Source organism: Streptomyces collinus (assembly GCF_031348265.1).
Classification (GTDB): Bacteria; Actinomycetota; Actinomycetes; order Streptomycetales; family Streptomycetaceae; genus Streptomyces; species Streptomyces collinus.
The window spans coordinates 3867577-3890245 of record NZ_CP133771.1; the positions used below are offsets into that span (position 1 = coordinate 3867577).

Here is a 22669-nt window from a genome sequence, read left to right on the forward strand (position 1 = left end):
GCGCTCACCGTCCCTTCGGCAGGCCGAGGATGCGTTCGGCGATGATGCTGTGCTGGACCTGCGAGGTGCCGGCCGCGATGGTGTACGCCAGGGCGGAGAGCCGGTCGGGGGTCCACGGCCGGTCCAGGTCGAGGCAGTCGGGGCCCAGCACCTCGGCGGCGGCGTCGTAGAGCTCCTGGCGGGCGTGCGAGTAGCGGAGCTTGAAGACCGAGCCGCCCGCGCCCGGTACTCCGCCCGAGGCCTCGGCCGCGCTCACGTTCCACTGCGTGAGCCGCCACAGCGCCCGGAACTCCGCGTTGAGCCTGCCCAGCCGGCGTCTGAGGGCGGGGTCGTCCCAGCGGCCGTTCTTGCGGGCCTCGACGGCCAGTTCGGCCAGGACCCGGCGGCAGGCTACGACCTCACCCGCGAAGGCCGTGCCCCGCTCGAAGGACAGCGTCACCATGGTCACGCGCCAGCCGTCGTTCTCGTCCCCGACCCGGTTGACCACCGGCACCCGCACCTCGTCCAGGAACACCTCGGCGAACTCGGCCGGCCCGGCGAGCGTGCGCAGCGGCCGTACCGTGATGCCGGGCGCGTCCATGGGCAGGGCGAGCCAGGTGATGCCGCGGTGTTTCGGGGCCGCCGGGCCGGTGCGGACCAACAGTTCGCACCAGTCGGCGACTTCGGCGTGCGAGGTCCAGATCTTGGAGCCGGTCACCACGTAGTCGTCGCCGTCGCGCCACGCGCGGGTGCGCAGGGCCGCGAGGTCGGATCCGGCCTCCGGTTCGCTGAAGCCCTGGCACCAGACCTCCTCGCCGCGCAGGATCGGCGGCAGCCAGCGCGCCCGCTGGGCGTCCGTGCCCTCGGCGGCGATGGTCGGCCCGGCGTGCAGCAGGCCCACGAAGTTGGCGCCCACATAGGGCGCTCCGGCCCTCTCCGTCTCCTCCAGGAAGATCAGGCGGACGCTCGGGGTGGCGTCCCAGTGGACGCCGGCGTATCCGGCCTCGTACAGCCTGCGCTGCCAGCCGAGGTCGTACGTCCGCCGCCCCGGCCAGTCGTCGGGGGACGGCCTGGGCGGGAGCGCGGGGAGCGTTCGCGCGAGCCATTCCCGCAGCCGGGCCCGGAACTCCTCCTCCTCGGGCGTGCAGGACAGGTCCATCAGCGGTCGAGGTCCAGGTCCAGCATCCGGATGGCGTTGCCGCGCATCAGCTTGTACACCGTCTCGTCGTCGAGGCCCTTGACATGGTCGAGGGCGACCTCCTTGGTGTGCGGGAAGGTCGAGTCGACATGCGGGTAGTCGGTCTCGAAGGTGGCGTTGTCCCGGCCGACCACGTCGATCGAGGCCACGCCGTGCCGGTCGCGGAAGAAGCAGCAGAACATCTGCCGGTAGTAGTACGTCGACGGCGGCTCGGGGATCGTGTCACGGACACCGCCCCAGGCGCGGTGCTCCTCCCAGACGTCGTCGGCGCGCTCCAGGGCGTACGGGATCCAGCCCATCTGGCCTTCGGAGTAAGCGAGTTTGAGGCGCGGGAACTTCACCAGGACCCCGCTGAAGAGGAAGTCCATCATCGAGGCCATCGCGTTGTTGAAGCTGAGGGAGGCCTGGACGGCGGGCGGGGCGTCCGGGGAGGCGGCGGGCATCTGGGACGAGGACCCGATGTGCATGTTGACGACCGTCCCGGTGTCCTGGCAGACCGCGAAGAACGGGTCCCAGTAGCCGGAGTGGATGGACGGCAGTCCGAGGTGGGTGGGGATCTCCGAGAAGGTCACCGCCCGCACCCCGCGCGCGGCGTTGCGGCGGATCTCCGCGACGGCCAGGCCGATGTCCCACAGCGGGATCAGGCACAGCGGGATGAGCCGCCCGCCGCTGTCGCCGCACCACTCCTCGACCATCCAGTCGTTGTAGGCGCGCACGCAGGCCAGGGCGACCTCCTTGTCGTGCGCCTCGGCGAAGGTCTGGCCGCAGAACCGCGGGAAGCTGGGGAAGCAGAGGCTCGCCTCGACGTGGTTGAGGTCCATGTCCTTCAGGCGTTCCTTCGGGTCCCAGCAGCCGGGCCGCATCTCCTCGCGGGTGATGCCCTCCAGGGTCATCGCGTCCCGGTCGAAGCCGACGGCGGCGATGTTGCGCTTGTACGGGAACTTCAGGTCCTCGTAGATCCACCAGTCGGTGGGCTGGCCGTCGGGGTCCATGGTGATCCGGTACTTGCCGCCGATGTAGGCGAGTTCGCCGATCCCGGCGGTCAGGGGCCTCGGGCCGCTCTCGCGGTACTTGGCCGGCAGCCAGGTGTCGAAGAGGTGGGCGGGCTCGATCACGTGGTCGTCGACGCTGATGATGCGGGGCAGTTCGGTCGCCATGGGTCCCCTCCGCCGGACGGTACTTATCTGATGCAGCGTCAGATAGCATCGCACCTGACGACCCGTCAGCCAAGGAGCAGGGGGCAGTCGTGAACGAGACCCCGCACGCCCTGAGTTCGTCCCGCACCCTGTGGGACCTGGTCACCCGCCGCGCGGCCCTCACGCCCGACCGCCCGCTCTTCCTCCAGGACGACCGGATGCTGACCTTCGGGGCGCTGCGCGCGCGTGCCGAGCGGGTCGCGGCCGGGCTGTACGGCATGGGCGTGCGCCCCGGCACGGTGGTCGCCTGGCAGCTGCCCACCCGTATCGAGACGGCCGTGCTGTCCTTCGCCCTGGCCCGTCTCGGCGCCGTGCAGACGCCGGTGATCCCCTTCTACCGGGACCGCGAGGTCGGCTTCGCCCTGCGGGAGTCCAAGGCGGAGTTCTTCGCGGTGCCGGGTACCCGGCGCGGCTTCGACCACGGCGCGATGGCCCGGCGGCTGGGCGCGAAGGGCGTCTTCGAGGCCTACGACGACCTGCCCGACGGCGATCCGTCCCTCCTGCCTCCCCCGCCCTGTGACGGCACCGCCGTCCGCTGGATCTACTGGACGTCCGGCACGACCTCCGACCCCAAGGGCGTGCTGCACACGGACCGTTCGCTGCTCGCGGGCGGCTCCTGCCTGGCGCACGCGCTGCGCCCCTCGGCGGACGACGTGGGGTCGATCGCCTTCCCGTACGCCCACATCGGCGGACCCGACTACACAGTGATGCTGCTGCTGTACGGCTTCCCGGCGGTGTTGTTCGAGCAGTTCGCGCTGCCGGAGGCGCTGACGGCGTACCGCGCACACGGGGTGACCATGGCGGGCGGGTCGACGGCGTTCTACTCGATGTTCCTGGCGGAGCAGCGCAAGCAGCCGGGAGAGCCGGTGGTGCCGTCGCTGCGGCTGCTGGCGGGCGGCGGTGCGCCCAAGCCGCCGGAGCTGTACCACGCCGTCGTGCGCGAGATGGGCGTGCAGCTCACCCACGGGTACGGCATGACCGAGGTACCGATGATCACCATGGGCGACCCGGACGACACCCCCGAGCTGCTGGCGGCGACCGAGGGGCGGCCGCCGGAGGGGATGGAGATCCGGATCGTGGACGGGGAGGTGCGGCTGCGCGGGGAGGCCGTGTGCCGGGGGTATCTCGACCCGGGGCAGACGGCGGAGGCCTTCGACGAGGAGGGGTTCCTGCGCACCGGCGACCTCGGACGCCTCACGGAGACCGGTCACCTGGTCCTCACCGGCCGGCTCAAGGACGTGATCATCCGCAAGGGCGAGAACATCTCGGCCCAGGAGATCGAGGACCTGCTGCACCGGCATCCGGCGGTCGGGGACGTGGCGGTGATCGGCCTGCCGGACGCGGCGCGCGGAGAACTGGTGTGCGCGGTGGTGGAACAGCCGCCCGGCACCGAGGCGTTGACGCTCGCCGCCGTGACCGCCTTCCTGCGCGCCGAGGGACTGTCGGTGCACAAACTGCCGGAGCGCCTGGAGGTGGTGGACGCCCTTCCGCGGGGCGAGACCCTGCGAAAGGTACTGAAGTACAAGCTCCGCGAACGCTACGCGAACACGTGACCCACTGCGGGCAGCCTCCCCAGGGGCGCGGGGAACTGCGCGAGCAACCACGGACAGCCCGCAGCCGCCCGCCCAAGAACAGCCCCTACGGCAAAGGGGCGCCAACCTCCCCCGGCGCGGACACATGACCCGCTGCGGGCAGGCCTCCAGGGGCGCGGGGAACTGCGCGAACAACCACCGACAACCCGCAGCCGCCCGCCCAAGAACAGCCCCTACGGCAAAGGGGCGCCGAAACCCGCGGAGCGAACTCGTGGCCCTACTCGGGCACGGTGAAGTAGCGGGCGAAGGCGGGTACGACCTCGGCTTCGCCGACCTTGCCGTCACCGTCCGCGTCGAGCGCGGCGGCGGCCGGCCCGGCGAGGTCCTCGGGGACACCGAGGCACTTGAGGACGCGCCCCGCCTCCTCGACCGTCGCGGCGCCGTCCCCGTCGGTGTCGGCGACGTCCAGGGCCGCGTGCAGGAAGGGGCGGGCGATCTCGGCGAACCGGTCGGGGTTGTCACGCAGGCGCTTGACCGCGCCGTTGACGAACTCCTCGCGCGTGATGCGCTGGTCGCCGTCGCGGTCCGCGATGCCGGCCATGCCCTGCCAGAAGGCCTCGGCGCCGCCGTACAGGGCCTGCCCCTTGTCGGACCGGGCCGTCACGGCGAACTCCGTGAGCAGCGCCTTGGCCGCGCCGTAGAAGTCCTCGCGGTCGATGTAGCCGTTGCCGTCCTGGTCGAAGGTGGCGAACCGGGCGGCGATCCTGCGCTCGTACTCGCTGCTGGCCATGTCTCTTTCGGGCCGCCTTACGTCGGGTGGGGTGCGTCTCGGTCGGAGCGTACGACGGAGGGAGCCGTTCGGGCGCGGGAAAACGTCACTTGTGCCAAGACCGGGGGAATTCCGGGACAACGGCGTGTCGGAACGGCAACACTCCATCTACCGTGCGTTATCGCGACGTCACGCGGAGAGGGGTTCGCCCTCGTCGCCGAGGGCCGCGTCCACATCGCCGTACACGTCGAACAGCCTGCGCACGCCCAGCGCGCCGAGGACCCGGTTGACGTGGGACCCGTCGGCCGCGCCCCGGGCGGGTAGCACGAGGCGCAGCCGGCCCTGACAGGAGCGGATCAGGCGGCGGGCCGCGATGAGCACGCCGACGCCGCTGGAGTCGCAGAAGAACACCTCGGACAGATCGAGGACAAGACAGTGGTGTCCCTCGGCCACCACGTCGTGCACACGCTGACGCAGCACCGGTGACGTCACCAGATCCAGCTCGCCCGACACCTGGAGCACGGCCCATTCGCCCTGCTCGCCGCCGGTCACATTGAAGGTCACCACCACGCCCCTCGCTCGCCAAAACGGAAGCAGACCCTACGCTTCCTTGCAGCGCGGCTGCCCAGCGGCAGTTCCCTGAAACACAACCCGAAAAACGGATCCCCCGCGGAAGAGGCTTGTTTTAGTCGGCTTCGATCCTGTTCGATCCTCTTCAGTCAGGTCTGATCGGAGGGCGGCGGGGTAGGCGCGAGCCCAAAGGCATGCGGTGCGCGAGCCCAAAGGCATGCGGTGCGAGCCCCTGCCCCCCTACCACCTGCGGCCGGTCGGGGGGCGCACATTGACACAAAGGGGCGTGCGCTACCGGACGTGCCGACTACATTCGAGGAAACACCGGGGACAGGCTGGACAGAGCACGGGCGCGGGACACGAGCAGGGGGGTGAGGGGGCCGCATGGCGAAAAAGGACGTACCGCCTCGCTGGGACCGCAAGATGCAGCAGCGCCTCGCCCGCGGGGAAGCCGCCGCCCTCGGTGAGCTCTACGACCGGTTCGCCTCCCTCGTGCACGGCCTCGCCCACCGCGTGCTCGGCGATGAACGCGCCGCCGACGGCGTCACGCGCGAGGTCTTCGTCCACGTCTGGGAGCATCCCGACTCCTACGACCCCAAGCAGGGCCCGCTGCGCACCTGGGTCGCCACGCTGACCCACCGGCTGGCGGTGCAGCGGCTGCGCGCCACCGAGACCGCCGCCCTAGCCCGCGAAGGCGCCGGCACCGCGGAGGAACTGGAGCACAAGGTGCGCCGCGCCTCGGTCGCCGCCCGCGCCGACTACATCGTCCAGTCCATGCCGGTCCCGCTGCGCTCGGCCCTGGAGCGGGCCTACTTCCAGCGCCGCGACTACCGCCAGACCGCAGCCGACCTCGACATCACCGAGGACGAGGCCCGCCGCCGGCTGCGCCTGGGCCTGCAACTGCTCTCCACCGCCCACGACACCGAGGCACCGGGCGCACCGCCCGGATACGGGGGTGCGGTGTGAACGGACCGGAGCGGTTCGAGGCGCACGACGGCGACGACGGCGACGTCGGCGAAAGCGGTCGCGAGGGGGAGCACGGCCCGGAAGAGAAGGGCAACACCCGGGACGAAGGCGGCCTCCGGGAGGAATACGGTCTCCAGGGCGAAGGCGACCCCCGGGATGAAGACGGTCTCCGGGACGGAGGCGGCGAGACCGGGCGCGGCGACACTCCGGCGCCCGGGGGCCCGCCGCGGATCCCCATGCCCCGTGCCTCCGTCGAGGACAGCGGGCTGCCGCTGCCCGCGCCGGCGGATCTCGGCGTCACGCCACCGCCGCCCGCCCCGCCGGTCCTCGAACACCCCGTGCTGAAGGCCCTGCTCGGCGCCTGGGCCCTGGCCGCCTGCTCGGCCGAGGAGGCCACGGCCGTCGAGGAGCACCTCGGCGACTGCGGCTCCTGCGCCGACGAGGCCCGGCGGCTGCGCGAGGCGGTCGGCCTGCTGCAACGCCCCGAGAGCCTCGACCTGGACCCGGGGCTGCGCACCCGCGTACTGGACACCTGCCTGGAGCGGCGCCCGCCGCGCATCCCGGTACCGGACTGGGCCGCAGCGTACGACGCCGAGACCGCGCGTCTGGACGCCCTGCTGCAGGACTTCGGCGACGCCGAGTGGCACGCGCCGGTACGGCTGCGCTGGTTCCGCGCCGACGCGGCGACGAGCCGCCGCACCACCGTCGCCGGGGTCATCGCGCATCTGCTGAGCGTCGACGGTCTGGTGGCGGTCGCGCTCGGCCTGGACGACCCGCTGGGCGACGTCCCGTCCCGGAAGCCGACCCCGGCGGCCCGCACCGAGGCGCTCTGGCGCGCCTCGCACTTCCCGCCCACCCGGTTCGTCCGGGCGCCCTGGCGGGAGCAGAGCCACAGCCTCGTGCGCACGGTGTCCTTCACGGGCGGCGGCGCGGGGAAGATGCCGGTGCCGTACGGCGACTTCGAACTGCCCCTGCACGACGCGATGCTCGACCGCGCCTTCGAGTGCTGGGTGCACGCGGAGGACATCGCCGACGCGGTCGACTACCCCTACGACCCGCCCTCGCCCCGCCATCTGCACCGCATGATCGACCTGGCGGCCCGGATGCTGCCGACGGCCCTGGCGCACCGCCGCCGGGCCGGTCTGGCCTCCCCCGCCCACCACCGCCATCTGGTCGCGGCGGGCGAACCGGGCCGCAGCCTCCGCCTGGAGATCGAGGGCTCGGGCGGCGGCGAGTGGCTGATCCCCCTCGACTCTCCCGCGGCGAAGGGCTCCGCCGAGCACGAGGTGGCCCACGTGGCCCTGGACGGCGTCGAGTTCTGCCGCCTGGCCGCCGGCCACGTACCCCCGCAGGAGGCGGCGGCGGGCCAGGTGGGAGACAGGGATGCGATCAGGGACGTCCTGTTCGCCGCCGCTTCACTGAGCAGGATGTAGACCCGACCTCAGGGACGCGCCCTCAGGGGCGCGGGGAACTGCGCGACAAACCACAGACAACCCGCACTCGCCACGAAAAGGGACAACCCCACCCACTAGGCGAAAATCACAGTCCGCCGCCCGTTGAGCAGGATCCTCCGCTCGGCATGCCACTTCACACCCCGCGCCAGCGCCTGGCACTCCACGTCCCGCCCGATCGCGACAAGCCCCTCGGGCGTCACGTCGTGCCCGACCCGCTCGACCTCCTGCTCGATGATCGGCCCCTCGTCGAGATCGGCCGTCACATAGTGAGCCGTCGCACCGATCAGCTTCACACCCCGGGCATGCGCCTGGTGATACGGCTTCGCGCCCTTGAAGCTCGGCAGGAACGAGTGGTGGATGTTGATGATCCGCCCCGAGAGCGCCTTGCACAGGTCGTCCGACAGCACCTGCATGTACCGGGCGAGCACGACCAGCTCCACGCCCTCGTCACGCACGATCCCCAGCAGCTGCGCCTCGGCCTCGGCCTTCGTGTCCTTCGTCACCGGAATGTGGTGGAAGGGGATGTTGTAGGACGCCACCAGCTCGGCGAAGTCCGTATGGTTCGACACCACTCCGGCGATCTCCACCGGCAGCGCTCCGGTGCGGGCGCGGAACAGCAGGTCGTTCAGGCAGTGCCCGAACTTGCTGACCATCAGCAGGATGCGCATCTTCTGGTCGCCCCGGTGGATCTGCCAGTCCATCTGGAACGAGTCGCCGATGGCGGCGAAGCTGGCCCGCAGCTTGTCCACGGTCACCGGCGCGTCCGCCGAGAAGTGGACGCGCATGAAGAACAGCCCCGTGTCGTGGTCGCCGAACTGCTGGCTGTCCTCGATGTTGCAGCCGGTCATGAACAGATAGCTCGACACGGCGTGCACGATGCCCTTCCTGTCCGGGCAGGAGAGGGTGAGGACGTACTGGTCGGCCGGGACCGCGGCGCTGGTGGACTGCTCGTTCATGCAGGACAGGGTCCCACAGGGGACGACACCACCGGCAATCGTCCCGCTGTGCGGACCGCGGCGGCAGGGCCTAGGCCGACCTCGTCATGATCTGCAGGACGTCCAGGCTGCGCGGCGCCGTGTCCGGCTCCTCGCCGTCACCGGCCGCGAGCCGCACATGCGCCTCCCGGGCCGCCCGGACCGCCTCCGGCCACGCCTCGTGCTCCAGGTACGCGGCGACCGGGGCGTCCGGCCCGACCTGGTGCATGATCCGCAGCACGCGCAGCACCGCGGTGTCGACGAGGGCGGCCTCCTGCGCGTCGCGGAAGATCGTGCCGACGTACTTCTCGGCGGACCAGTGGTCCAGCCAGGTGTCCTCGACCAGCCGGTACACCGCGTCGGTCACGTCGCCGTAGCCGTCCACGCCGGCCAGCCAGACGTCCCGCTGGAACCCGGGATCGGAGAGCATGTGCAGGGCCGAGCGCACGTTGCTGCGCCAGCGCCACCACGGCATGTCGTTGACAGGCATGCCGCCCATGGTGGATGAGCGACGGCCACGACGGGAAGAGTTCTCCGAAGCTTGCACGGTCATCGATCGTACGTTCCCCTCCGCATCGCTCACACCGGCCCCCGCAATTCACCTGTGCGTCACCAATTGTTGACCGGAGATCACTCACGGGTTAGCCGTGTGGCGGAATCGTGCAGGACCATGACCGGCAGGCGACGCACCCGCAGCACATTCCTCCCCGGCCTCCTCACCCGTCACGCCAGAAAAGGCGTTCTCTCCGCGGGCACGGCGGTCGCGTGCGCGTCGTTGCTCGCCGGATGCGGTGCCGTCCCCGGCACCACGGGGGATGCCGGGGACGGCACCATCACCGTCATGACCTGGGCCCCGCAGAGCACCAAGGCCACCAACAAGCCCGGCATGCCGGCCTTCGCCCACGCCTACGCCCGCTGGATCAACGCCAAGGGCGGGATCAACGGCCGCAAGCTCAACGTGCTGACCTGCAACGACCACAACGACAGCGTGGCCGCCGCCAAGTGCGCCCGGCGGGCCGCCAAGGAGAACGTGGTCGCGGTCGTCGGATCCTACAGCCAGTACGCGGACTCCTTCTTCCCGTCGCTGGAGGGCGCCGGGATCCCCTACATAGGCGGCTACGGCGCCACCAACGCCGAGTTCACCAGCCCCCTGTCCTACCCCGTCAACGGCGGCCAGCCCGCGCTGCTGGCCGGTCTCGGCAGTGCCCTCACCGAGTGCGGGCCCGTCGCGCTGATCCGGCCCGACACCATCGCGGGCGACCAGCTGCCCCCGCTGCTCGACTCCGGCCTGAAGGCAGGCGGGCACCGGGCCTCGAACGACCAGCGGGCGGCGGAGGACGCCACCGAGTACGACGGCCAGGCCGAGCGCGCTCTGCGCACGACGAGCACCGACGGGGCGGACCAGGGGTGTGTGGTGCCCGCCCTGGGGGACCGCAACGGCACCTTCATGGACTCCTTCCGGCGCGCCCGCGAGGACTACCCCGAGGTGCGGACGGCGACCGTGCTGGGCAGCGTCGACCAGACGGTGATCGACGCCACCGGCGGGGCGTCGGGCCCCTACGAGGGCTCGTACATCACCGGCTGGTACCCGGTGGCGAGCGATCCGCGCTGGGACGGGATGAAGCAGGTGATCCGGGAGCAGGCCTTCGGCGACAACCGCATCGACCCCGCGGACGCCGGAGTGCAGACCACGTGGATCGCCTACACGGTGTTCCGGCAGATCGTCGAGTCGCTCGGCGACGGCGAGGTGAGCGCCGACACGGTGGCGGAGGCCCTGGACGACGGCCTGAAGGTCACCACGGGTGGCCTCACGCCGACGCTGCGCTGGCGGTTCCAGGACAAGCTCGCCGCCGTGGGCTTCCCCCGCCTGGTCAACGCGAACGTGACCCTCCAGGTGGTGCGGGAGGGTCGGCTGGTCTCGGCCCGCAAGGGCTTCGTCGACACGACGAGGACGCTGGAGAACGCCGACGTGAACTACTGAGCGTCTCCGCCCGGCGGTTCGTGTCCCGCCCGCGCCGCCCCCGTCACAGCTGCGTCGGCTGCCGCTCGGTCAGGCCGTACTTCTTCGCGATCCCGTTCCACAGCCCGGCCGCCTTGGCCTTCTCGGTGCTGGCGACGCCGCTGGCCCGGTTGCCGGCCTGGGTCTGGCCGGTGGGCCGGGCCTGGCCCTTCTTGCAGCCCTTCTTGCCGGCGGTCTGGTCGGCCCAGGCCGCGTAGTGGTTGTCGGCCGAGGCGGAGGCCTGCCAGGCCTTGGTGAGGGCGGTGGTCAGCGCGGCGTGGCCGGGCAGCTGGTCGACCTCGATGCCGGAGAGCCGGGTGACCAGCCCGGTGCGCTGCTTGGCCGCGTCACGCAGGTCCTTGGCGGCCTCGGCGAGGTTGTCGCAGCCCTTGACGTCGGCGACGGCGTTGATCACCGTGCTGCGGCTGTTGCCGCTGTCGGCGAGCAGCTTGTCCAGTTCGACCGCCTGGGCCCGGGCCGGGTCGGCGGACGGGGAGGCGGAGCCGTCCGTCGCGGGTGCGGAGCCGGCCACCGTCTTGTTGTCGCCGCCCTCGTCGTCACCGCCTCCGCCACCGGCGAGCAGCGCGCCCGCGCCGACGCCGAGCACGGCGATGCCGATGCCGACGGCGGCGATGACGGGGACGCGCGAGCCGGTACGGCCACCGCGCGAGCGTCCTCCGGCGGGCGGGCCCTGAGAAGTGGGGGGAGCGGCGTACGGGGGCTGCGGCCGGGGCTGCTCGACGCGGGGCATCTGCTGTGTGGCCCCGGCGGGGCTCTCGGCGCCGCCCTGGCTGCGGAAGAGGTTGTCGAACTCGGCGGGCGGCTGCTTGTCCCCGCCGGGCACCGGCGCGATGAACTGCGTCGCCTCGGCGTCCGGATGCGAGGCGGCCGGATGCGAGGCACCCGGCAGCGGCCCGGCTCCCGCCCCGGTCCGGGGCCCGGTCCCGAGGAACCGCGTCGCCTCGGGGTCCTCCCCGGAAGGCATCTCGGGCGGCAGCGCCCCCGGGCCCACCGGGGGTATGTACTGCGTCGCCCCCTCGTCGGCGGACGGCGCGACGGGCGGCAGGTACTGCGTGGCCGCGGCCGCCGCGTCCCCGGGGACGGGCGGTATGTACTGGGTGGCCCCTTCATCGGCGGGCGCGGGCAGGGGGGCGCCCCCGCCGGTGGCGCCGTACGCACCGGAGACCGGCGGCAGACCGGCCCCGTGCGCCCCGGATCCCGGCTGCGACTGAGCTCCCCCACCCGGGGTCCCGTACGCATCAGCGGCCGACGGCAGACCGGCCCCGTGCGCCCCGGGCTGCGGCTGGGCTCCGCCCCCGGCAGGGGCGCCATAGCCACCCTCCGCGGATGGCAGGCCAGAACCCTGCGGATATCCGTACCCGGAGCCCCCCTGGGACCCCTGCCCGCCGGACCCGGGCTGCGGCTGGGCGCCACCCCCGGCGGAGGCGCCGTAGCTTCCGGTCGCAGGCGGCAGGCCAGAACCCTGCGGATATCCGTACCCGGAGCCTCCCTGAGACCCCTGCCCGCCGGATCCCGGCTGCGGCTGGGCCCCGCCCCCGGCAGGGGCGCCGTAGGCGTCGGTGCCCTGCGGCATGGCGCCGGGGCCTTCCGGAGGCAGCGGGGCCCCCGCGCCGGTGGCGCCGCCGTACGGGTCGTAGCCGGTGTGGCCGGCGGACGGCTGGGCCGTGCCGTACGGGCCGGACTCGGACGGTGGGCCGGCGTAGGAGTTCGAGGGGCGGCCGCCCTCCGGCGGGAGTGCGCCCGGGGCCTGCGCGTCCCACGCCGGCGGCTCGGGCGCGCTCCACTGCTGGGGCGGGGACTGCCAGGTCTGGCCCGGCGGCGGGGGCGGCGTCTGCTCCTGGCCGGGGCCCCATGGCTGGCCCCAGGTCTGGCCCTCGGCGGGGGCCGAGGCCTGCGGCTCGCCCGTGGGGGGCGGGACGGGCCGGCGGCCCGGGGCGTCACCCGGTCCGCCCGTCATGCCCGGCAGCAGGGGTTCGCCACCGTCGGAGGGCAGCACGATGCCTTCGCGCGCGGGGCGCGCCGAGGGCTCCTCGCCCTGTCCACTCTGCGTCACCGGGACTCCTACTAATGGGGGACCTTGTGAATCGTCGGGTCACGCTACCGGGTCCCCAGAGCCCCGTGCCACGCAGCACAGGGCCCGACCTCGTGCCCTGTGAGCGCGGTAACACCAGTGGGTCACGGCACGTTGCCCAGGTCACCTCCTGCGCACCAGGCAGCCGTTTCCCGCACGTTCACGCATCCGCGGACCCTGTGTTCACGCAGCCGCCTGGAGGTCGAGCCGTGCCCCGAACTCCCTTACCACCGCCTCGTCCCGGTACGGCTCCAGCCGCTGCTGGAAGTCCTCCAGATACTCGGCGCCCCGGTTGGAGCGCAGCCCCTCCAGCAGTTCGACGGCCTGCATGCCGGTGTTGCACGCCTCTTCGATCTCCCGCTGCTGCACCTGCGCCGTGGCCAAGAGCACATATCCGATGGCCCGGCGGCGCGCCCGCGTCTCGGGATGCCCGGCCAGCGACTCCTGCGCGCAGCGGGCCGCCGCCTCGGCCTGCCCGAGGTCCCGGTGGCAATGCGCCAACTCGTCGGCCAGATACGCCTCGTCGAAGTGCGCGATCCACACCGGGTCGTCCCCGGCGGCCGGGTCGGCCGCCTCCAGGGCGCTCACCGCGCGGCCCGCCGCGGACTGGGCGGCGCGCACGTCGCCCATGAGGGCGTGCCCGCGCGCCTCCGCCGCAAGGAACATCGACTCCGCCCGCGGCGACACGCGCCCTCGCGCCCCCTCCTGCGCCGCCCGTGCCAACTGCGCGATCTCCCGCGGGTTTCCGAGCTGCGCGGCGAGATGGCTCATGGAGGCCGCGAGGACGTACCCGCCGTAGCCGCGGTCCCCGGCGGCCTGCGCCAGCCGCAGGGCCTGGATGTAGTAGCGCTGGGCCAGGCCGGGCTGGCCGGTGTCGACGGCCATGTACCCGGCGAGTTCCGTCAGCCGGGCCACCGCGGCGAACAGGTCCCGCCCGACCGCCTCCCGGTACGACCCCGCCAGCAGCCCCGAGACCACGCTGTTGAGGTAGTGCACGACGACCGGCCGCACATGCCCGCTGCCGTACTGGTGGTCGAGATCCACCAGCGCCTGCGTCATGGCCTGGACCGCCTGCACGTCGGACTGCCCCACCCGCGGCCCGGCCGAGCGCGAGACCTGCGCGTCGGGCACGGAGATCAGCCAGTCCCGGCTGGGCTCGACCAGCGCGGACGCGGCGACGGAGGAGCCGGACAGGAAGTCCCGCCGCCCCACGTCACTGCGCCACAGCTCGCAGACCTGCTCGATGGCCCCCAGCACCGTCGGCGAGAACTGGAGGCCCACGCCCGAGGCGAGGTTCTTGCCGTTGGCCATGCCGATCTCGTCGATCGTGACCGTACGGCCGAGCTTGCGGCCCAGCGCCTCGGCGATGATCGCCGGGGCCCGGCCCCGCGGCTGCTGCCCGCGCAGCCAGCGCGCCACCGATGTCTTGTCGTAGCGCAGGTCGAGGCCGTGCTCGGCACCGCACATGTTGACCCGGCGGGCCAGGCCGGCGTTGGAGCATCCGGCTTCCTGGATGAGCGCCTGCAGCCGTTCGTTCGGCTGCCGGGCGACGAGCGGCCTTGCGGCCATGGCGTACCCCCTGAGGCTGCGGTGCCTGCCCACGCACCGAGTTGACGTGTCTTCCGCGGCCGAACCCCTCACGTCCCGGCGAGAAGATCCGGCCGTGAAGATCAATGCCCCGCCGACCAGACGAAAATGCGAGGCATGTGAGGAATGCCGGGGTATCGGCTGTTGCCGGCCCCACACGTGGCTACCCAGCTCCGCGACGGATCCTCCTGCGCGCCCCCGCACATGCACCCATGCGCCCCGCCAACAGGGGCGATGCTCTCCCCCGCGCACACGGGTGGGCGTAACCCCTGGTGACGACCAGAGTTGTGTTCATCGTGGAAGAGACGCTCGCCGGCACCGAAGCCGCCCAGATCCCGAAGCAGCGCGGGGAATCGCTGCTGGAGACCGCTGTTCGCTACGCCGAGGAGCGCCACTGGGACGTGTTCCCCGGCACCTGGCTGGAAGCCGCCGACGGCAGTCAGCGCTGCTCCTGCGGTGACGCGGCGTGTCCGGCGCCCGGGTCGCACCCGGCGCGCCCGGACTGGGCGACGCAGGCGACGGGCAGTGCGACGGTCGCGCGACGGATGTGGCAGAAGCAGCCAGCCGCGTCGATCCTGCTGCCGACGGGGCGGACGTTCGACGCGATCTCCGTGCCGGAGACGGCCGGGTTCCTGGCGCTCGCGCGCATGGAGCGGATGGAGCTGACGCTCGGGCCGGTGACGCTCACGCCGGACCGGCGGATGGAGTTCTTCGTGCTGCCGGGGGCCGGGGTGAAGGTGCCCGATCTGGTGCGGAAGCTGGGGTGGGCGGTGTCGTCGCTGGATCTGACGGTGCTGGGCGAAGGGGCGTATGTGGCTGCGCCGCCCACGCGGTTCGGGTCCCGTGGGGCTGTGCAGTGGGCCTGCCGGCCGACTCCGGCCAATCGGTGGCTGCCGGATGCCGAGGAGTTGATCTCGCCCTTGGCCTATGCGTGCGGTAGGGATCGATAGGCGCTGATTCGTCTGCTCGGTTGCCGTTGTGTGGCGGCCGCGCGTCGGTTGTGGTTGTTCGCGCCCACGCGGCGGAGCCGCATATCCCACAGCGTCCCGCGCCCCTCAAGGGCCACCGTAGGGTGCAAGGTGACGGAGGGAGGCGCGGAGTGGGATCCAGCGCGGTGCGGGTGCGGGGGCTGTGGAAGCGGTTCGGGCAGCAGGTCGCTGTCGCCGGGGTCGATCTCGACTTGCCCGCGGGCAAGTTCATCGGGCTCGTCGGACCGAACGGGGCCGGGAAGACCACCACCTTGTCGATGGTGACCGGGCTGCTCAGGCCCGATCACGGGACCGTCGAGGTGGTCGGGCACGACGTGTGGCGGGACCCCGTCGAGGTGAAGGCGCGGATCGGGGTGCTGCCGGAGGGGCTGCGGCTCTTCGAGCGGCTCTCCGGGCGGGAACTGCTGGCGTACAGCGGGCGGTTGCGCGGGCTGCCCGGTGCCGAAGTCGACAAGCGGGCCACGCAGCTCCTCGACGTCCTCGATCTGGCCGGGGCCCAGCACAAGCTCGTCGTCGACTACTCGACCGGCATGCGCAAGAAGATCGGGCTCGCCAGCGCTCTCCTCCACAATCCCGAAGTGCTGTTCCTGGACGAGCCGTTCGAGGGGGTCGACCCCGTCTCCGCGCAGACCATCCGGGGCGTCCTGGAGCGGTACACGGCCTCGGGCGCCACGGTCGTGTTCTCTTCCCACGTCATGGAGCTCGTCGAGTCGCTGTGCGACTGGGTCGCCGTCATGGCCGCCGGGCGGATCCGCGCCACCGGCACGCTCGCCGAGGTGCGCGGGGACGCGCCGTCGCTGCAGCGGGCGTTCCTCGAACTCGTCGGCGCGCAGAGCCGGGACGCCGGGTCCGATCTCGACTGGCTGGGCGGCGGGGCCCGGTGAGCACCGACGCGATCACCCCCGTCTTCGTACGGCTGAAGCTGTCGCTGCTGCGCAACGGGCTGCGGCAGTCCGGCGGGCGGAAGGCCGCCTACATCACCTCGGCCGTCTTCGCCCTGCTGTTCGCCGCGCTCCAGCTGATCGGCCTGATCGCGCTGCGCGGCCATGCGCACGCCGAGTCGGTGGTCGTGCTGGCGGTGGCGGTGCTGGGGCTCGGGTGGGCGGTGATGCCGCTGTTCTTCCCCAGCGGTGACGAGACCCTCGACCCGACCCGGCTGGTGATGCTGCCGCTGCGGCCCCGGCCACTGGTGCGGGCGCTGCTCACGGCCTCGCTGGTGGGCATCGGGCCGCTGTTCACGCTGTGCCTGCTGGTGGGCTCCGTGGTGGCGGTGGCCCGTGGCGGGGCGGCGTTCGCGGCCGGGGTCGTCGCCGTCGTGCTGGCGCTGCTGGTGTGCGTGGCGCTCGCGCGGGCCGTCGCCGCCGCGAACGTACGGCTGCTGACCAGCCGCAAGGGGCGGGACCTCGCGGTGCTCAGCGGGCTCGTCATCGCGGTCGGGGCGCAGATCGTCAACTTCGGCGCGCAGCGCATCGGGGCGTCGGGGCTGGGCGAACTCGACCCGGCGGCCGGGGTGCTGCAGTGGGTGCCGCCCGCGTCGGCGATCGGGGCCGTGCACGCGGTGAGCGAGGGCTCCTACGGCCTGGCCGCCGCGCAACTGACGCTGACCGCGGGGGCACTGGTGGCGCTGCTCGCGCTCTGGTCACGGCATCTGACCCGGCTGATGACCTCACCCGACGGCTCCACCCTGCCGGGCGCCGAGTCGGCCGCGAAAGAGCGCTCGTCGACCGGGCTCGCGCGGCTGCTGCCACCGGGCCGTACGGGCACGGTCATGGAGCGCAGCCTGCGGTACGTGTGGCGCGACCCGAAGACCAAGGCCGCCTGGGTGACGTCGCTGGCCATCGGGCTGATCGTGCCGGTGTTCAACGCCTGGCAGGGCACCGGGTCGGTGTACTTCGCCTGCTTCGCCGCCGGGATGCTCGGCATCCAGATGTACAACCAGTTCGGACAGGACACCTCGGCGTTCTGGATCGTCGCGATGACGATCTCCTCGACGCGCGACGCCTACGTCGAACTGCGCGCCCGGGCGTACGCCCTGCTGCTGATCACGCTGCCCTACGCCACGCTCGTGACGGTCCTGACGACGGCCATGCTCGGCGACTGGCGGCGGCTGCCCGAGGCGCTGGGGCTGTCCTTCGCGCTGCTCGGCGCGATGCTCGCGACCGGGGCGTGGACGTCCGCCCGCTTCCCCTACTCCATCCCGCAGGAGGGCTACAAGAACGTCGCCCCCGGGCAGACCGGGCTCGCCTGGATCTCGATCTTCGGCGGGATGATGGCGGCCGCCCTGTTGTGCGCGCCCGTCATCGCGCTCACGATCTGGCTGAACGTGAGCGCCGACGGCGACGACTGGACGTGGCTGCTGCTGCCGGCGGGCACGGTGTACGGGGCGGGGCTCACGGCGGCGGGGCTGAAACTGGCCGCTCCGCGGACGGCCCGGCGGCTGCCGGAGATCCTGGCGGCGGTCAGCAAGGGGTGACGGACCGCCGCCGCTGCCACGGGCGACGCGCCCGGCCGAGGACTGCCGTCAGCTGTCGCCCAGCGAGTCCAGGAAGGGCTCGATCGCGGCGCGCCAGGCCTCCGGCTGGTCGTAGTGCACCAGGTGGCCGGCGTCGGCGACCTCCGCGTACTGGCCGCGGGGCAGGACCCGGACCATCTCCTGGGCCTCGGCGCGGCCCAGCTCGCCGTCCAAGCCGCGCACGACCAGGGCGGGGCAGCGGACCTGGGTCAGCTCCTCCCAGTGCGCGTCGTACACCCATGTCTCGCGGGTGCGGAGCATCTGCTCCGGCTCGAAGACCGGACGCCAGCCGTCCGGGGACTCGGCCATCACCTCGGCGTAGAACTCGCCACGGGCCGGATTGGGCCGCTCCACCCAGGGGTCGTCCTCGCCGAACCACTTGCGGACGTCGGCGAGCGTGGCGAACGGCAGCGGCCAGGCCTTGAACCACTGGCCCCACTCGCGCTGCGAGGCGGCGCCGAGCGCGGAGGCCCGCATGTCGCAGATGATCAGGCCGCGGACCAGGTCGGGGCGCCTGGCGGCGAGCTGCCAGGCGGTGAGCGCGCCCATGGCGTGGCCGATGAGGACGACCGGGGCAAGACCGAGCTGCTCCAGAGCGGCCTCGGCGTCGTCGACGTAGGCGTCCCGCGTGAAGGAGCCCTGCGGGGGTTTGTCGCTGCGGCCGTGGCCGCGCTGGTCCAGGGCGACCGCGCGGTAGCGCGCGGAGAGCCAGCGGGCGGTGTACGCCCAGTGTGAGGCGCGGCCCATGAGGCCGTGCAGTAACAGCACGCCCGGGGAGCCCTCCGGCGCGGTGTGCCCGTCGTGCGCCCCCTGCCCGTCCTGCGCCGGATCGGTCTTGGGCGGGTCCCCGAACTCCCAGGCCGCCAGGCGTACGCCGCCCGTCCCGGTCACGTCGATGCGTCGCGCCATGTCTGGCACCCCCCAAGCTTCGCGCGGACCGCGGCTCCCTGAGAGCCGGCCGGTCCTGTGAACCGTGTTCTGCCCGCTGTGCCTTTTGCCAGTGCTGGTTGCCGTACCTGTCGGTGCAAGTGTGCCGTGCGCCGCCCGCAGACTATCGAAAGCGCATTCGAGAATCGGGTTCTCGCCGGCAACACCCCTCGTTCGAGTGACCACCCCCGGGGATTGATCTCCGCTGCCGCGGGGAGATCTTCAGCGGGAGGCGGACCGCTCGGGGAAACCGGTCCGAGGGGAATGACCCTGAGAGCTCGGGGCTCCGGGTCAGCACAGGGGAGGACAGGCCCCGGCGCCACACGGCGCCGGGGCCCTCCACGTCTCCACGGCACATCCTCCCGCCCCCTCCCCGGCCGGGCGACATCGCTGTCGAGCCTCGGCCCAGAGCCCCTCAGGTCATATGCCTCACGCGACAGCGTCGCACGGGAAGCGTACGAGCGCTGCCATTCGCCGGACTGGATCCCGGATTCGGTCCGGATCACGCCAACGCCACAAGAACTCCCTGCGCATCGGGAGTTGGCCGAAGCCGGCCGCTCGGCTCAGGAGCCGGCGACCCGGACCGGATCACGCCGGGTCGACCGGACCGGATCAGGCCGGACCAGGTCAGGGCTTGGCGACGAACACGTGGGACGCGACGTCCGACTCCAGCTCGGCCGCCTCACCGCCGCTGCCCACCAGCACCCCGCCCGCCGACTCCGTCACGCTCACCACCGAGCCGGGCTGCACGCCCGCCCGCCGCAGCGTGTACATCAGCTGCGCGTCCGTCTGGATCGGCTCACCGATCCGGCGCACCACGACCGTCTTGCCCTCGGCGCCCGGGGCGAGACTGGCCAGCGACACCATGCCCTCGTCCAGGAAGGGGTCGGCGCCGTCCTTCTCGCCGAGCTCCTCCAGACCCGGGATCGGGTTGCCGTACGGCGACTCCGTCGGGTGCCGCAGCAGCTCCAGGACGCGGCGCTCCACGGCCTCGCTCATCACGTGCTCCCAGCGGCACGCCTCGGCGTGGACCTGCTCCCACTCCAGCCCGATCACGTCGACGAGCAGACACTCCGCGAGGCGGTGCTTGCGCATCACACGCGTGGCCAGCCGGCGGCCCTCATCGGTCAGCTCCAGATGCCGGTCACTCGCGACGGACACCAGGCCGTCACGCTCCATGCGCGCCACGGTCTGGCTGACGGTCGGCCCGCTCTGGTCCAACCGCTCGGCGATACGGGCGCGCATGGGGACCACACCCTCTTCCTCCAGCTCGAGGATGGTGCGGAGATACATCTCCGTGGTGTCGATCAGTCCGGACATACGTGCCCCTCGAATGAGATCTGCCGGAGGCTGGACGGCTCACCGGCGTGTGCGCTGGCCCTGCACCCAATTCTGCCGGATACCACCGACAACCGTGCCGCGGGAGGGAAAGCCGGAGATTACCCGGCCGTCCGCAAGGGTACGGACTTCCCTTTCGGGCGCTTCCCGGCACTCGGCGCGCGCCCCTCTCGGCCGTATTGACACCGCACTGGTCCAGACCGCACCGTGATGCGCGACACGAGCCGCGAGGCCAGCCTGAAGGGACCCCGTATGAGCGACCGCGCGCCGGCCGGCCAGTTCATCGACGCCGCGATCGGCCTGCTGAGGCGGCTGCGCGACGAGGAGGCCGACAGCATCGCCGCGGCCGGGACGCTCCTCGCCGACACCGTCGCCGACGGCGGCCGGCTCTTCGCCTTCGGCGCCGGACACTCCTCCCTCGCCGCGCAGGACCTCGTCTACCGCGCCGGCGGCCTCGCCCTGATGAACCTGCTCGCCGTCCCGGGTGTCGTCGGCGTCGACGTCATGCCCGCACCCCTCGGCTCCGCCCTGGAACGCGTCGACGGCCTCGCGAGCGCCGTCCTCGACAGCTCCCCGCTCCGCGCGGGCGACGCCCTCCTGATCATCTCCCTCTCGGGGCGCAACGCCCTGCCCGTCGAGATGGCCATGAGCGCGCGTGCCCTGGGCGTCAAGGTCATCGGCGTGACCTCGGTGGCCTACGCCTCGGAGACGAAGTCCCGGCACGCCTCCGGGACGTACCTCAAGGACCACTGCGACCTCGTCCTCGACTCGAAGATCGCGGTCGGCGACGCGGAACTGACCCACGACGGCATCCCCGCCCCCTTCGCCCCCGCCTCGACGGTCGTCACCTCGGCCCTCCTCCAGGCCGTCATGGCGACGGCCGCCACCACCCTCGCCGACCGCGGCATCGAGCCGCCCCTGCTGCGCTCCGGGAACGTCGACGGCGGCCACGACTGGAACGCCCGGGTGATGGAGCAGTACCGCGACCGGATCTTCTACCGGCACTGACGGCCCCGCCGTCCGGTCAGCCGCGTGAGACCTCTCGGGTCCAGTGAGCCAGGGCACGTTCCACTCCCGGCAGGGCCGGGTGGCCGGACGACTTGGCACGCAGGGCGTCGACCAGGGCGGACAGCAGGGCCGCGGCCCGCTCGGGGGATCCGGCGGTACCGGTCACGACGGCGTGGTTGCGGCGGACGTCGATGCTGAAGTCGTCGAACGGGCCCAGCAGATCGGTCGCGTCCCTGACCAGGTCGGCCAGGACGTGCACCAGTTGCGGCAGCATCGCCGGATCCGGCACGGGGGTGGCAGGCGACGGCTCGGTGAGCTTCTTGAGCCGCTGGGCGAAGGCTGCGCGGGCACGCAGCCCCGCCGGTGTCCGCTGGGTTCCGTGGGCCGGGTTGACCGCGAGCGCGATGTGGCCCGACCCGTCCACGGTCTGCTGGTGAGGAGCGGGATAACCGGTGGGGAAAATACCCGTCGACGGAGCCTGGGTGGTGGGCAGGACCACCGCCAGCCGGTCGTAGAGGGTGGACAGGCCGAGATCCGGCGGCCCCTCGGGTATGCCCTCGTCGAGGATCCTGAGCAGTCCCCCGGTGAAGCCGGTCAGCGTTCCCTCGGGCGGGAAGAGAGCCTTCTGGGTGCGGCCGCACGCGGTGAACAGATGGATGCCGTGACCTTCCGGGCCGAGGGCGCGGCCGGAGAAGCAGCAGTCGAGAATCGCGACCTTGTGCCGCGCCGACGACTCCCGCATCAGCGCGGCGACTTCGGCGAACGGCAGGGAGGGGCTCGGATCGCCTCCGCTGCGATGCTGGCTGGAGGTGGTGAGCGCCAGACAGAGACGGTCGTCCCGGCCGAGCAGTCCGTGACCACAGTAGAAGAAGAGCAGCAGATCGACGTCGGGTTCCCGGACCATCCGGCGCAGGGGCTCCAGCACTTGACGGGTGTCCGCGGGCTCCGGGACCACCTTGGTCCGGCGCGCGTCGAACACTCCCTGCGCACCGCTGAGCGCGGCCCCGAGGGTCCGGGCCGTGGTCACGGCCTGGGGCATCGAGGTCAGAGAGCTGGGAGGGACGTGCCGGCCGGTGCCCACGAGCAGTGCGGAGGCGGTGGCGGGGCGCCATGCGAGCCAGGTCATTCATCCGGTCCGGGTGGGGCGACGACGAATTCGGACAGTTGGGCCATGACGGCGGGCAGTTGGTCCTCGTCGTCGACCGCGGCACTCACCCGGGTGCCGTCGGGCCGCACCACCTCGAACTCGATCCGCCGGTGGACCGGCCGCCGTTGCTGAAGCCAGAGGAAGAACGCGTTGGTGGCCGCGGCGATCACTGCCGCGGAGGCGTTGACGATGTCCACGGCGACGGCGACATCACCTTGTTCCCCCGGGGCGGGTGGCTCGGTGCGCAGGCTCGCCCTGCCGGCCAGCTGGTCCGTGTCGTTGATCCACTCCGCCAGGTCCCGGTTCAGGGCGTCGACCTGAGCCGGCGACTCCGTGAAGGAGAAGGTCAGCGCCTTCTCCGGCGCCTGGGGCGCGGGTGCTTCGGGCATGTCAGGTGGCTCCTGCTCGTCGGTCGGATCATGGTGTGGCCGG

At 72.4% G+C, this 22669-nt stretch carries 20 protein-coding genes; 8 read left to right on the forward strand and 12 right to left on the reverse strand.

The window, feature by feature from the left end; genetic code table 11:
- Positions 1 to 4: 4 nt before the first annotated feature.
- Together RFN52_RS17390 and RFN52_RS17395 are read right to left on the reverse strand one after the other, a co-directional pair.
- Positions 5 to 1138, reverse strand: a complete 1134-nt coding sequence (locus tag RFN52_RS17390; protein ID WP_184847547.1) for an acyl-CoA dehydrogenase — start codon at positions 1136 to 1138, stop codon at positions 5 to 7.
- Positions 1138 to 2334: an amidohydrolase family protein gene (locus tag RFN52_RS17395; protein WP_184847549.1), complete on the reverse strand. Its 1197-nt coding sequence runs from the start codon at positions 2332 to 2334 to the stop codon at positions 1138 to 1140. The genes RFN52_RS17390 and RFN52_RS17395 overlap by 1 nt, the downstream gene beginning before the upstream one ends.
- A gap of 89 nt (positions 2335 to 2423) precedes the next feature.
- Between RFN52_RS17395 and RFN52_RS17400 the strand changes: the two genes are divergently transcribed.
- A complete protein-coding gene (locus RFN52_RS17400) occupies positions 2424 to 3926 on the forward strand; it encodes a class I adenylate-forming enzyme family protein (RefSeq protein WP_184847551.1) in 1503 nt (500 codons plus the stop codon).
- 256 nt (positions 3927 to 4182) lie between these two features.
- Here the strand turns inward: RFN52_RS17400 and RFN52_RS17405 are convergent, their stop codons facing one another.
- Positions 4183 to 4695 carry an EF-hand domain-containing protein gene (locus tag RFN52_RS17405; RefSeq protein WP_184847553.1) on the reverse strand — a complete coding sequence of 171 codons (513 nt, stop codon included), beginning with the start codon at positions 4693 to 4695 and terminating at the stop codon, positions 4183 to 4185.
- A gap of 168 nt (positions 4696 to 4863) precedes the next feature.
- A complete protein-coding gene (locus RFN52_RS17410) occupies positions 4864 to 5244 on the reverse strand; it encodes an STAS domain-containing protein (protein WP_184847555.1) in 381 nt (126 codons plus the stop codon).
- Between the two features lie 384 nt (positions 5245 to 5628).
- Here RFN52_RS17410 and RFN52_RS17415 point away from each other — a divergent pair, with 384 nt between their 5' ends.
- Positions 5629 to 6210 (forward strand): sigma-70 family RNA polymerase sigma factor, encoded by a 582-nt coding sequence (locus tag RFN52_RS17415; protein ID WP_184847557.1) that lies wholly within the window; start codon positions 5629 to 5631, stop codon positions 6208 to 6210.
- Positions 6207 to 7643, forward strand: a complete 1437-nt coding sequence (locus RFN52_RS17420) for a zf-HC2 domain-containing protein (protein ID WP_184847559.1) — start codon at positions 6207 to 6209, stop codon at positions 7641 to 7643. The genes RFN52_RS17415 and RFN52_RS17420 overlap by 4 nt, the downstream gene beginning before the upstream one ends.
- Before the next feature lie 95 nt (positions 7644 to 7738).
- Here RFN52_RS17420 and purU read toward each other — a convergent pair whose 3' ends face one another.
- Positions 7739 to 8620, reverse strand: a complete 882-nt coding sequence (gene purU / locus RFN52_RS17425) for a formyltetrahydrofolate deformylase (protein ID WP_184847562.1) — start codon at positions 8618 to 8620, stop codon at positions 7739 to 7741.
- 70 nt (positions 8621 to 8690) lie between these two features.
- The gene (locus tag RFN52_RS17430) at positions 8691 to 9191 is read right to left on the reverse strand and encodes an SCO4402 family protein (RefSeq protein WP_033312170.1); all 501 of its coding nucleotides are present in this window, start codon (positions 9189 to 9191) and stop codon (positions 8691 to 8693) included.
- A gap of 117 nt (positions 9192 to 9308) precedes the next feature.
- Between RFN52_RS17430 and RFN52_RS17435 the strand changes: the two genes are divergently transcribed.
- Positions 9309 to 10619 (forward strand): ABC transporter substrate-binding protein, encoded by a 1311-nt coding sequence (locus RFN52_RS17435; RefSeq protein WP_184847565.1) that lies wholly within the window; start codon positions 9309 to 9311, stop codon positions 10617 to 10619.
- A 43-nt stretch (positions 10620 to 10662) separates the two neighbouring features.
- Here the strand turns inward: RFN52_RS17435 and RFN52_RS17440 are convergent, their stop codons facing one another.
- Positions 10663 to 12711: a hypothetical protein gene (locus RFN52_RS17440; RefSeq protein ID WP_229856729.1), complete on the reverse strand. Its 2049-nt coding sequence runs from the start codon at positions 12709 to 12711 to the stop codon at positions 10663 to 10665.
- A 201-nt stretch (positions 12712 to 12912) separates the two neighbouring features.
- Positions 12913 to 14298: an NsdA family TPR-like regulatory protein gene (locus tag RFN52_RS17445; protein ID WP_184847567.1), complete on the reverse strand. Its 1386-nt coding sequence runs from the start codon at positions 14296 to 14298 to the stop codon at positions 12913 to 12915.
- 305 nt (positions 14299 to 14603) lie between these two features.
- On the opposite strand from RFN52_RS17445, the gene RFN52_RS17450 reads away from it, so the two are divergent.
- The 3 genes from RFN52_RS17450 to RFN52_RS17460 all read left to right on the forward strand — a co-directional run bounded on the left by RFN52_RS17450 (position 14604) and on the right by RFN52_RS17460 (position 17778).
- Complete coding sequence (locus RFN52_RS17450) at positions 14604 to 15266, forward strand: bifunctional DNA primase/polymerase (protein WP_184847568.1); 663 nt, start codon at positions 14604 to 14606, stop codon at positions 15264 to 15266.
- Positions 15267 to 15415: 149 nt separating this feature from the next.
- Positions 15416 to 16189, forward strand: coding sequence for an ABC transporter ATP-binding protein (locus RFN52_RS17455; RefSeq protein ID WP_184847569.1), 774 nt, complete (start codon positions 15416 to 15418; stop codon positions 16187 to 16189).
- Positions 16186 to 17778 carry a transporter gene (locus tag RFN52_RS17460; RefSeq protein WP_184847570.1) on the forward strand — a complete coding sequence of 531 codons (1593 nt, stop codon included), beginning with the start codon at positions 16186 to 16188 and terminating at the stop codon, positions 17776 to 17778. Before RFN52_RS17455 ends, RFN52_RS17460 begins: the two co-directional genes overlap by 4 nt.
- Before the next feature lie 48 nt (positions 17779 to 17826).
- Here RFN52_RS17460 and RFN52_RS17465 read toward each other — a convergent pair whose 3' ends face one another.
- A complete protein-coding gene (locus RFN52_RS17465) occupies positions 17827 to 18726 on the reverse strand; it encodes an alpha/beta fold hydrolase (RefSeq protein ID WP_184847571.1) in 900 nt (299 codons plus the stop codon).
- 645 nt (positions 18727 to 19371) lie between these two features.
- Positions 19372 to 20064 (reverse strand): iron-dependent transcriptional repressor DtxR, encoded by a 693-nt coding sequence (locus tag RFN52_RS17470; protein WP_020276329.1) that lies wholly within the window; start codon positions 20062 to 20064, stop codon positions 19372 to 19374.
- 270 nt (positions 20065 to 20334) lie between these two features.
- Here RFN52_RS17470 and RFN52_RS17475 point away from each other — a divergent pair, with 270 nt between their 5' ends.
- Entirely contained in the window at positions 20335 to 21090 is a 756-nt protein-coding gene (locus RFN52_RS17475; RefSeq protein WP_184847572.1) for an SIS domain-containing protein, read from the forward strand.
- A gap of 16 nt (positions 21091 to 21106) precedes the next feature.
- On the opposite strand, the gene RFN52_RS17480 is transcribed toward RFN52_RS17475, so the two are convergent.
- Both RFN52_RS17480 and RFN52_RS17485 read right to left on the reverse strand, forming a co-directional pair.
- Positions 21107 to 22216 (reverse strand): caspase, EACC1-associated type, encoded by a 1110-nt coding sequence (locus RFN52_RS17480; protein ID WP_184847573.1) that lies wholly within the window; start codon positions 22214 to 22216, stop codon positions 21107 to 21109.
- A complete protein-coding gene (locus tag RFN52_RS17485) occupies positions 22213 to 22626 on the reverse strand; it encodes an effector-associated constant component EACC1 (RefSeq protein ID WP_184847574.1) in 414 nt (137 codons plus the stop codon). The genes RFN52_RS17480 and RFN52_RS17485 overlap by 4 nt, the downstream gene beginning before the upstream one ends.
- Positions 22627 to 22669: the final 43 nt, after the last annotated feature.

What these genes read in the sequence shown, in the direction of transcription:
- RFN52_RS17390 (WP_184847547.1), bottom strand. Translation starts at nt 1,138, where the DNA reads ATGGACCTGTCCTGCACGCCCGAGGAGGAGGAGTTCCGGGCCCGGCTG.
- RFN52_RS17445 (WP_184847567.1), bottom strand. Translation starts at nt 14,298, where the DNA reads ATGGCCGCAAGGCCGCTCGTCGCCCGGCAGCCGAACGAACGGCTGCAG.
- RFN52_RS17465 (WP_184847571.1), bottom strand. Translation starts at nt 18,726, where the DNA reads ATGGCGCGACGCATCGACGTGACCGGGACGGGCGGCGTACGCCTGGCG.
- RFN52_RS17415 (WP_184847557.1), top strand. Translation starts at nt 5,629, where the DNA reads ATGGCGAAAAAGGACGTACCGCCTCGCTGGGACCGCAAGATGCAGCAG.
- purU (WP_184847562.1), bottom strand. Translation starts at nt 8,620, where the DNA reads ATGAACGAGCAGTCCACCAGCGCCGCGGTCCCGGCCGACCAGTACGTC.
- RFN52_RS17480 (WP_184847573.1), bottom strand. Translation starts at nt 22,216, where the DNA reads ATGACCTGGCTCGCATGGCGCCCCGCCACCGCCTCCGCACTGCTCGTG.
- RFN52_RS17405 (WP_184847553.1), bottom strand. Translation starts at nt 4,695, where the DNA reads ATGGCCAGCAGCGAGTACGAGCGCAGGATCGCCGCCCGGTTCGCCACC.
- RFN52_RS17470 (WP_020276329.1), bottom strand. Translation starts at nt 20,064, where the DNA reads ATGTCCGGACTGATCGACACCACGGAGATGTATCTCCGCACCATCCTC.
- RFN52_RS17475 (WP_184847572.1), top strand. Translation starts at nt 20,335, where the DNA reads ATGAGCGACCGCGCGCCGGCCGGCCAGTTCATCGACGCCGCGATCGGC.
- RFN52_RS17395 (WP_184847549.1), bottom strand. Translation starts at nt 2,334, where the DNA reads ATGGCGACCGAACTGCCCCGCATCATCAGCGTCGACGACCACGTGATC.
- RFN52_RS17430 (WP_033312170.1), bottom strand. Translation starts at nt 9,191, where the DNA reads ATGACCGTGCAAGCTTCGGAGAACTCTTCCCGTCGTGGCCGTCGCTCA.
- RFN52_RS17435 (WP_184847565.1), top strand. Translation starts at nt 9,309, where the DNA reads ATGACCGGCAGGCGACGCACCCGCAGCACATTCCTCCCCGGCCTCCTC.
- RFN52_RS17485 (WP_184847574.1), bottom strand. Translation starts at nt 22,626, where the DNA reads ATGCCCGAAGCACCCGCGCCCCAGGCGCCGGAGAAGGCGCTGACCTTC.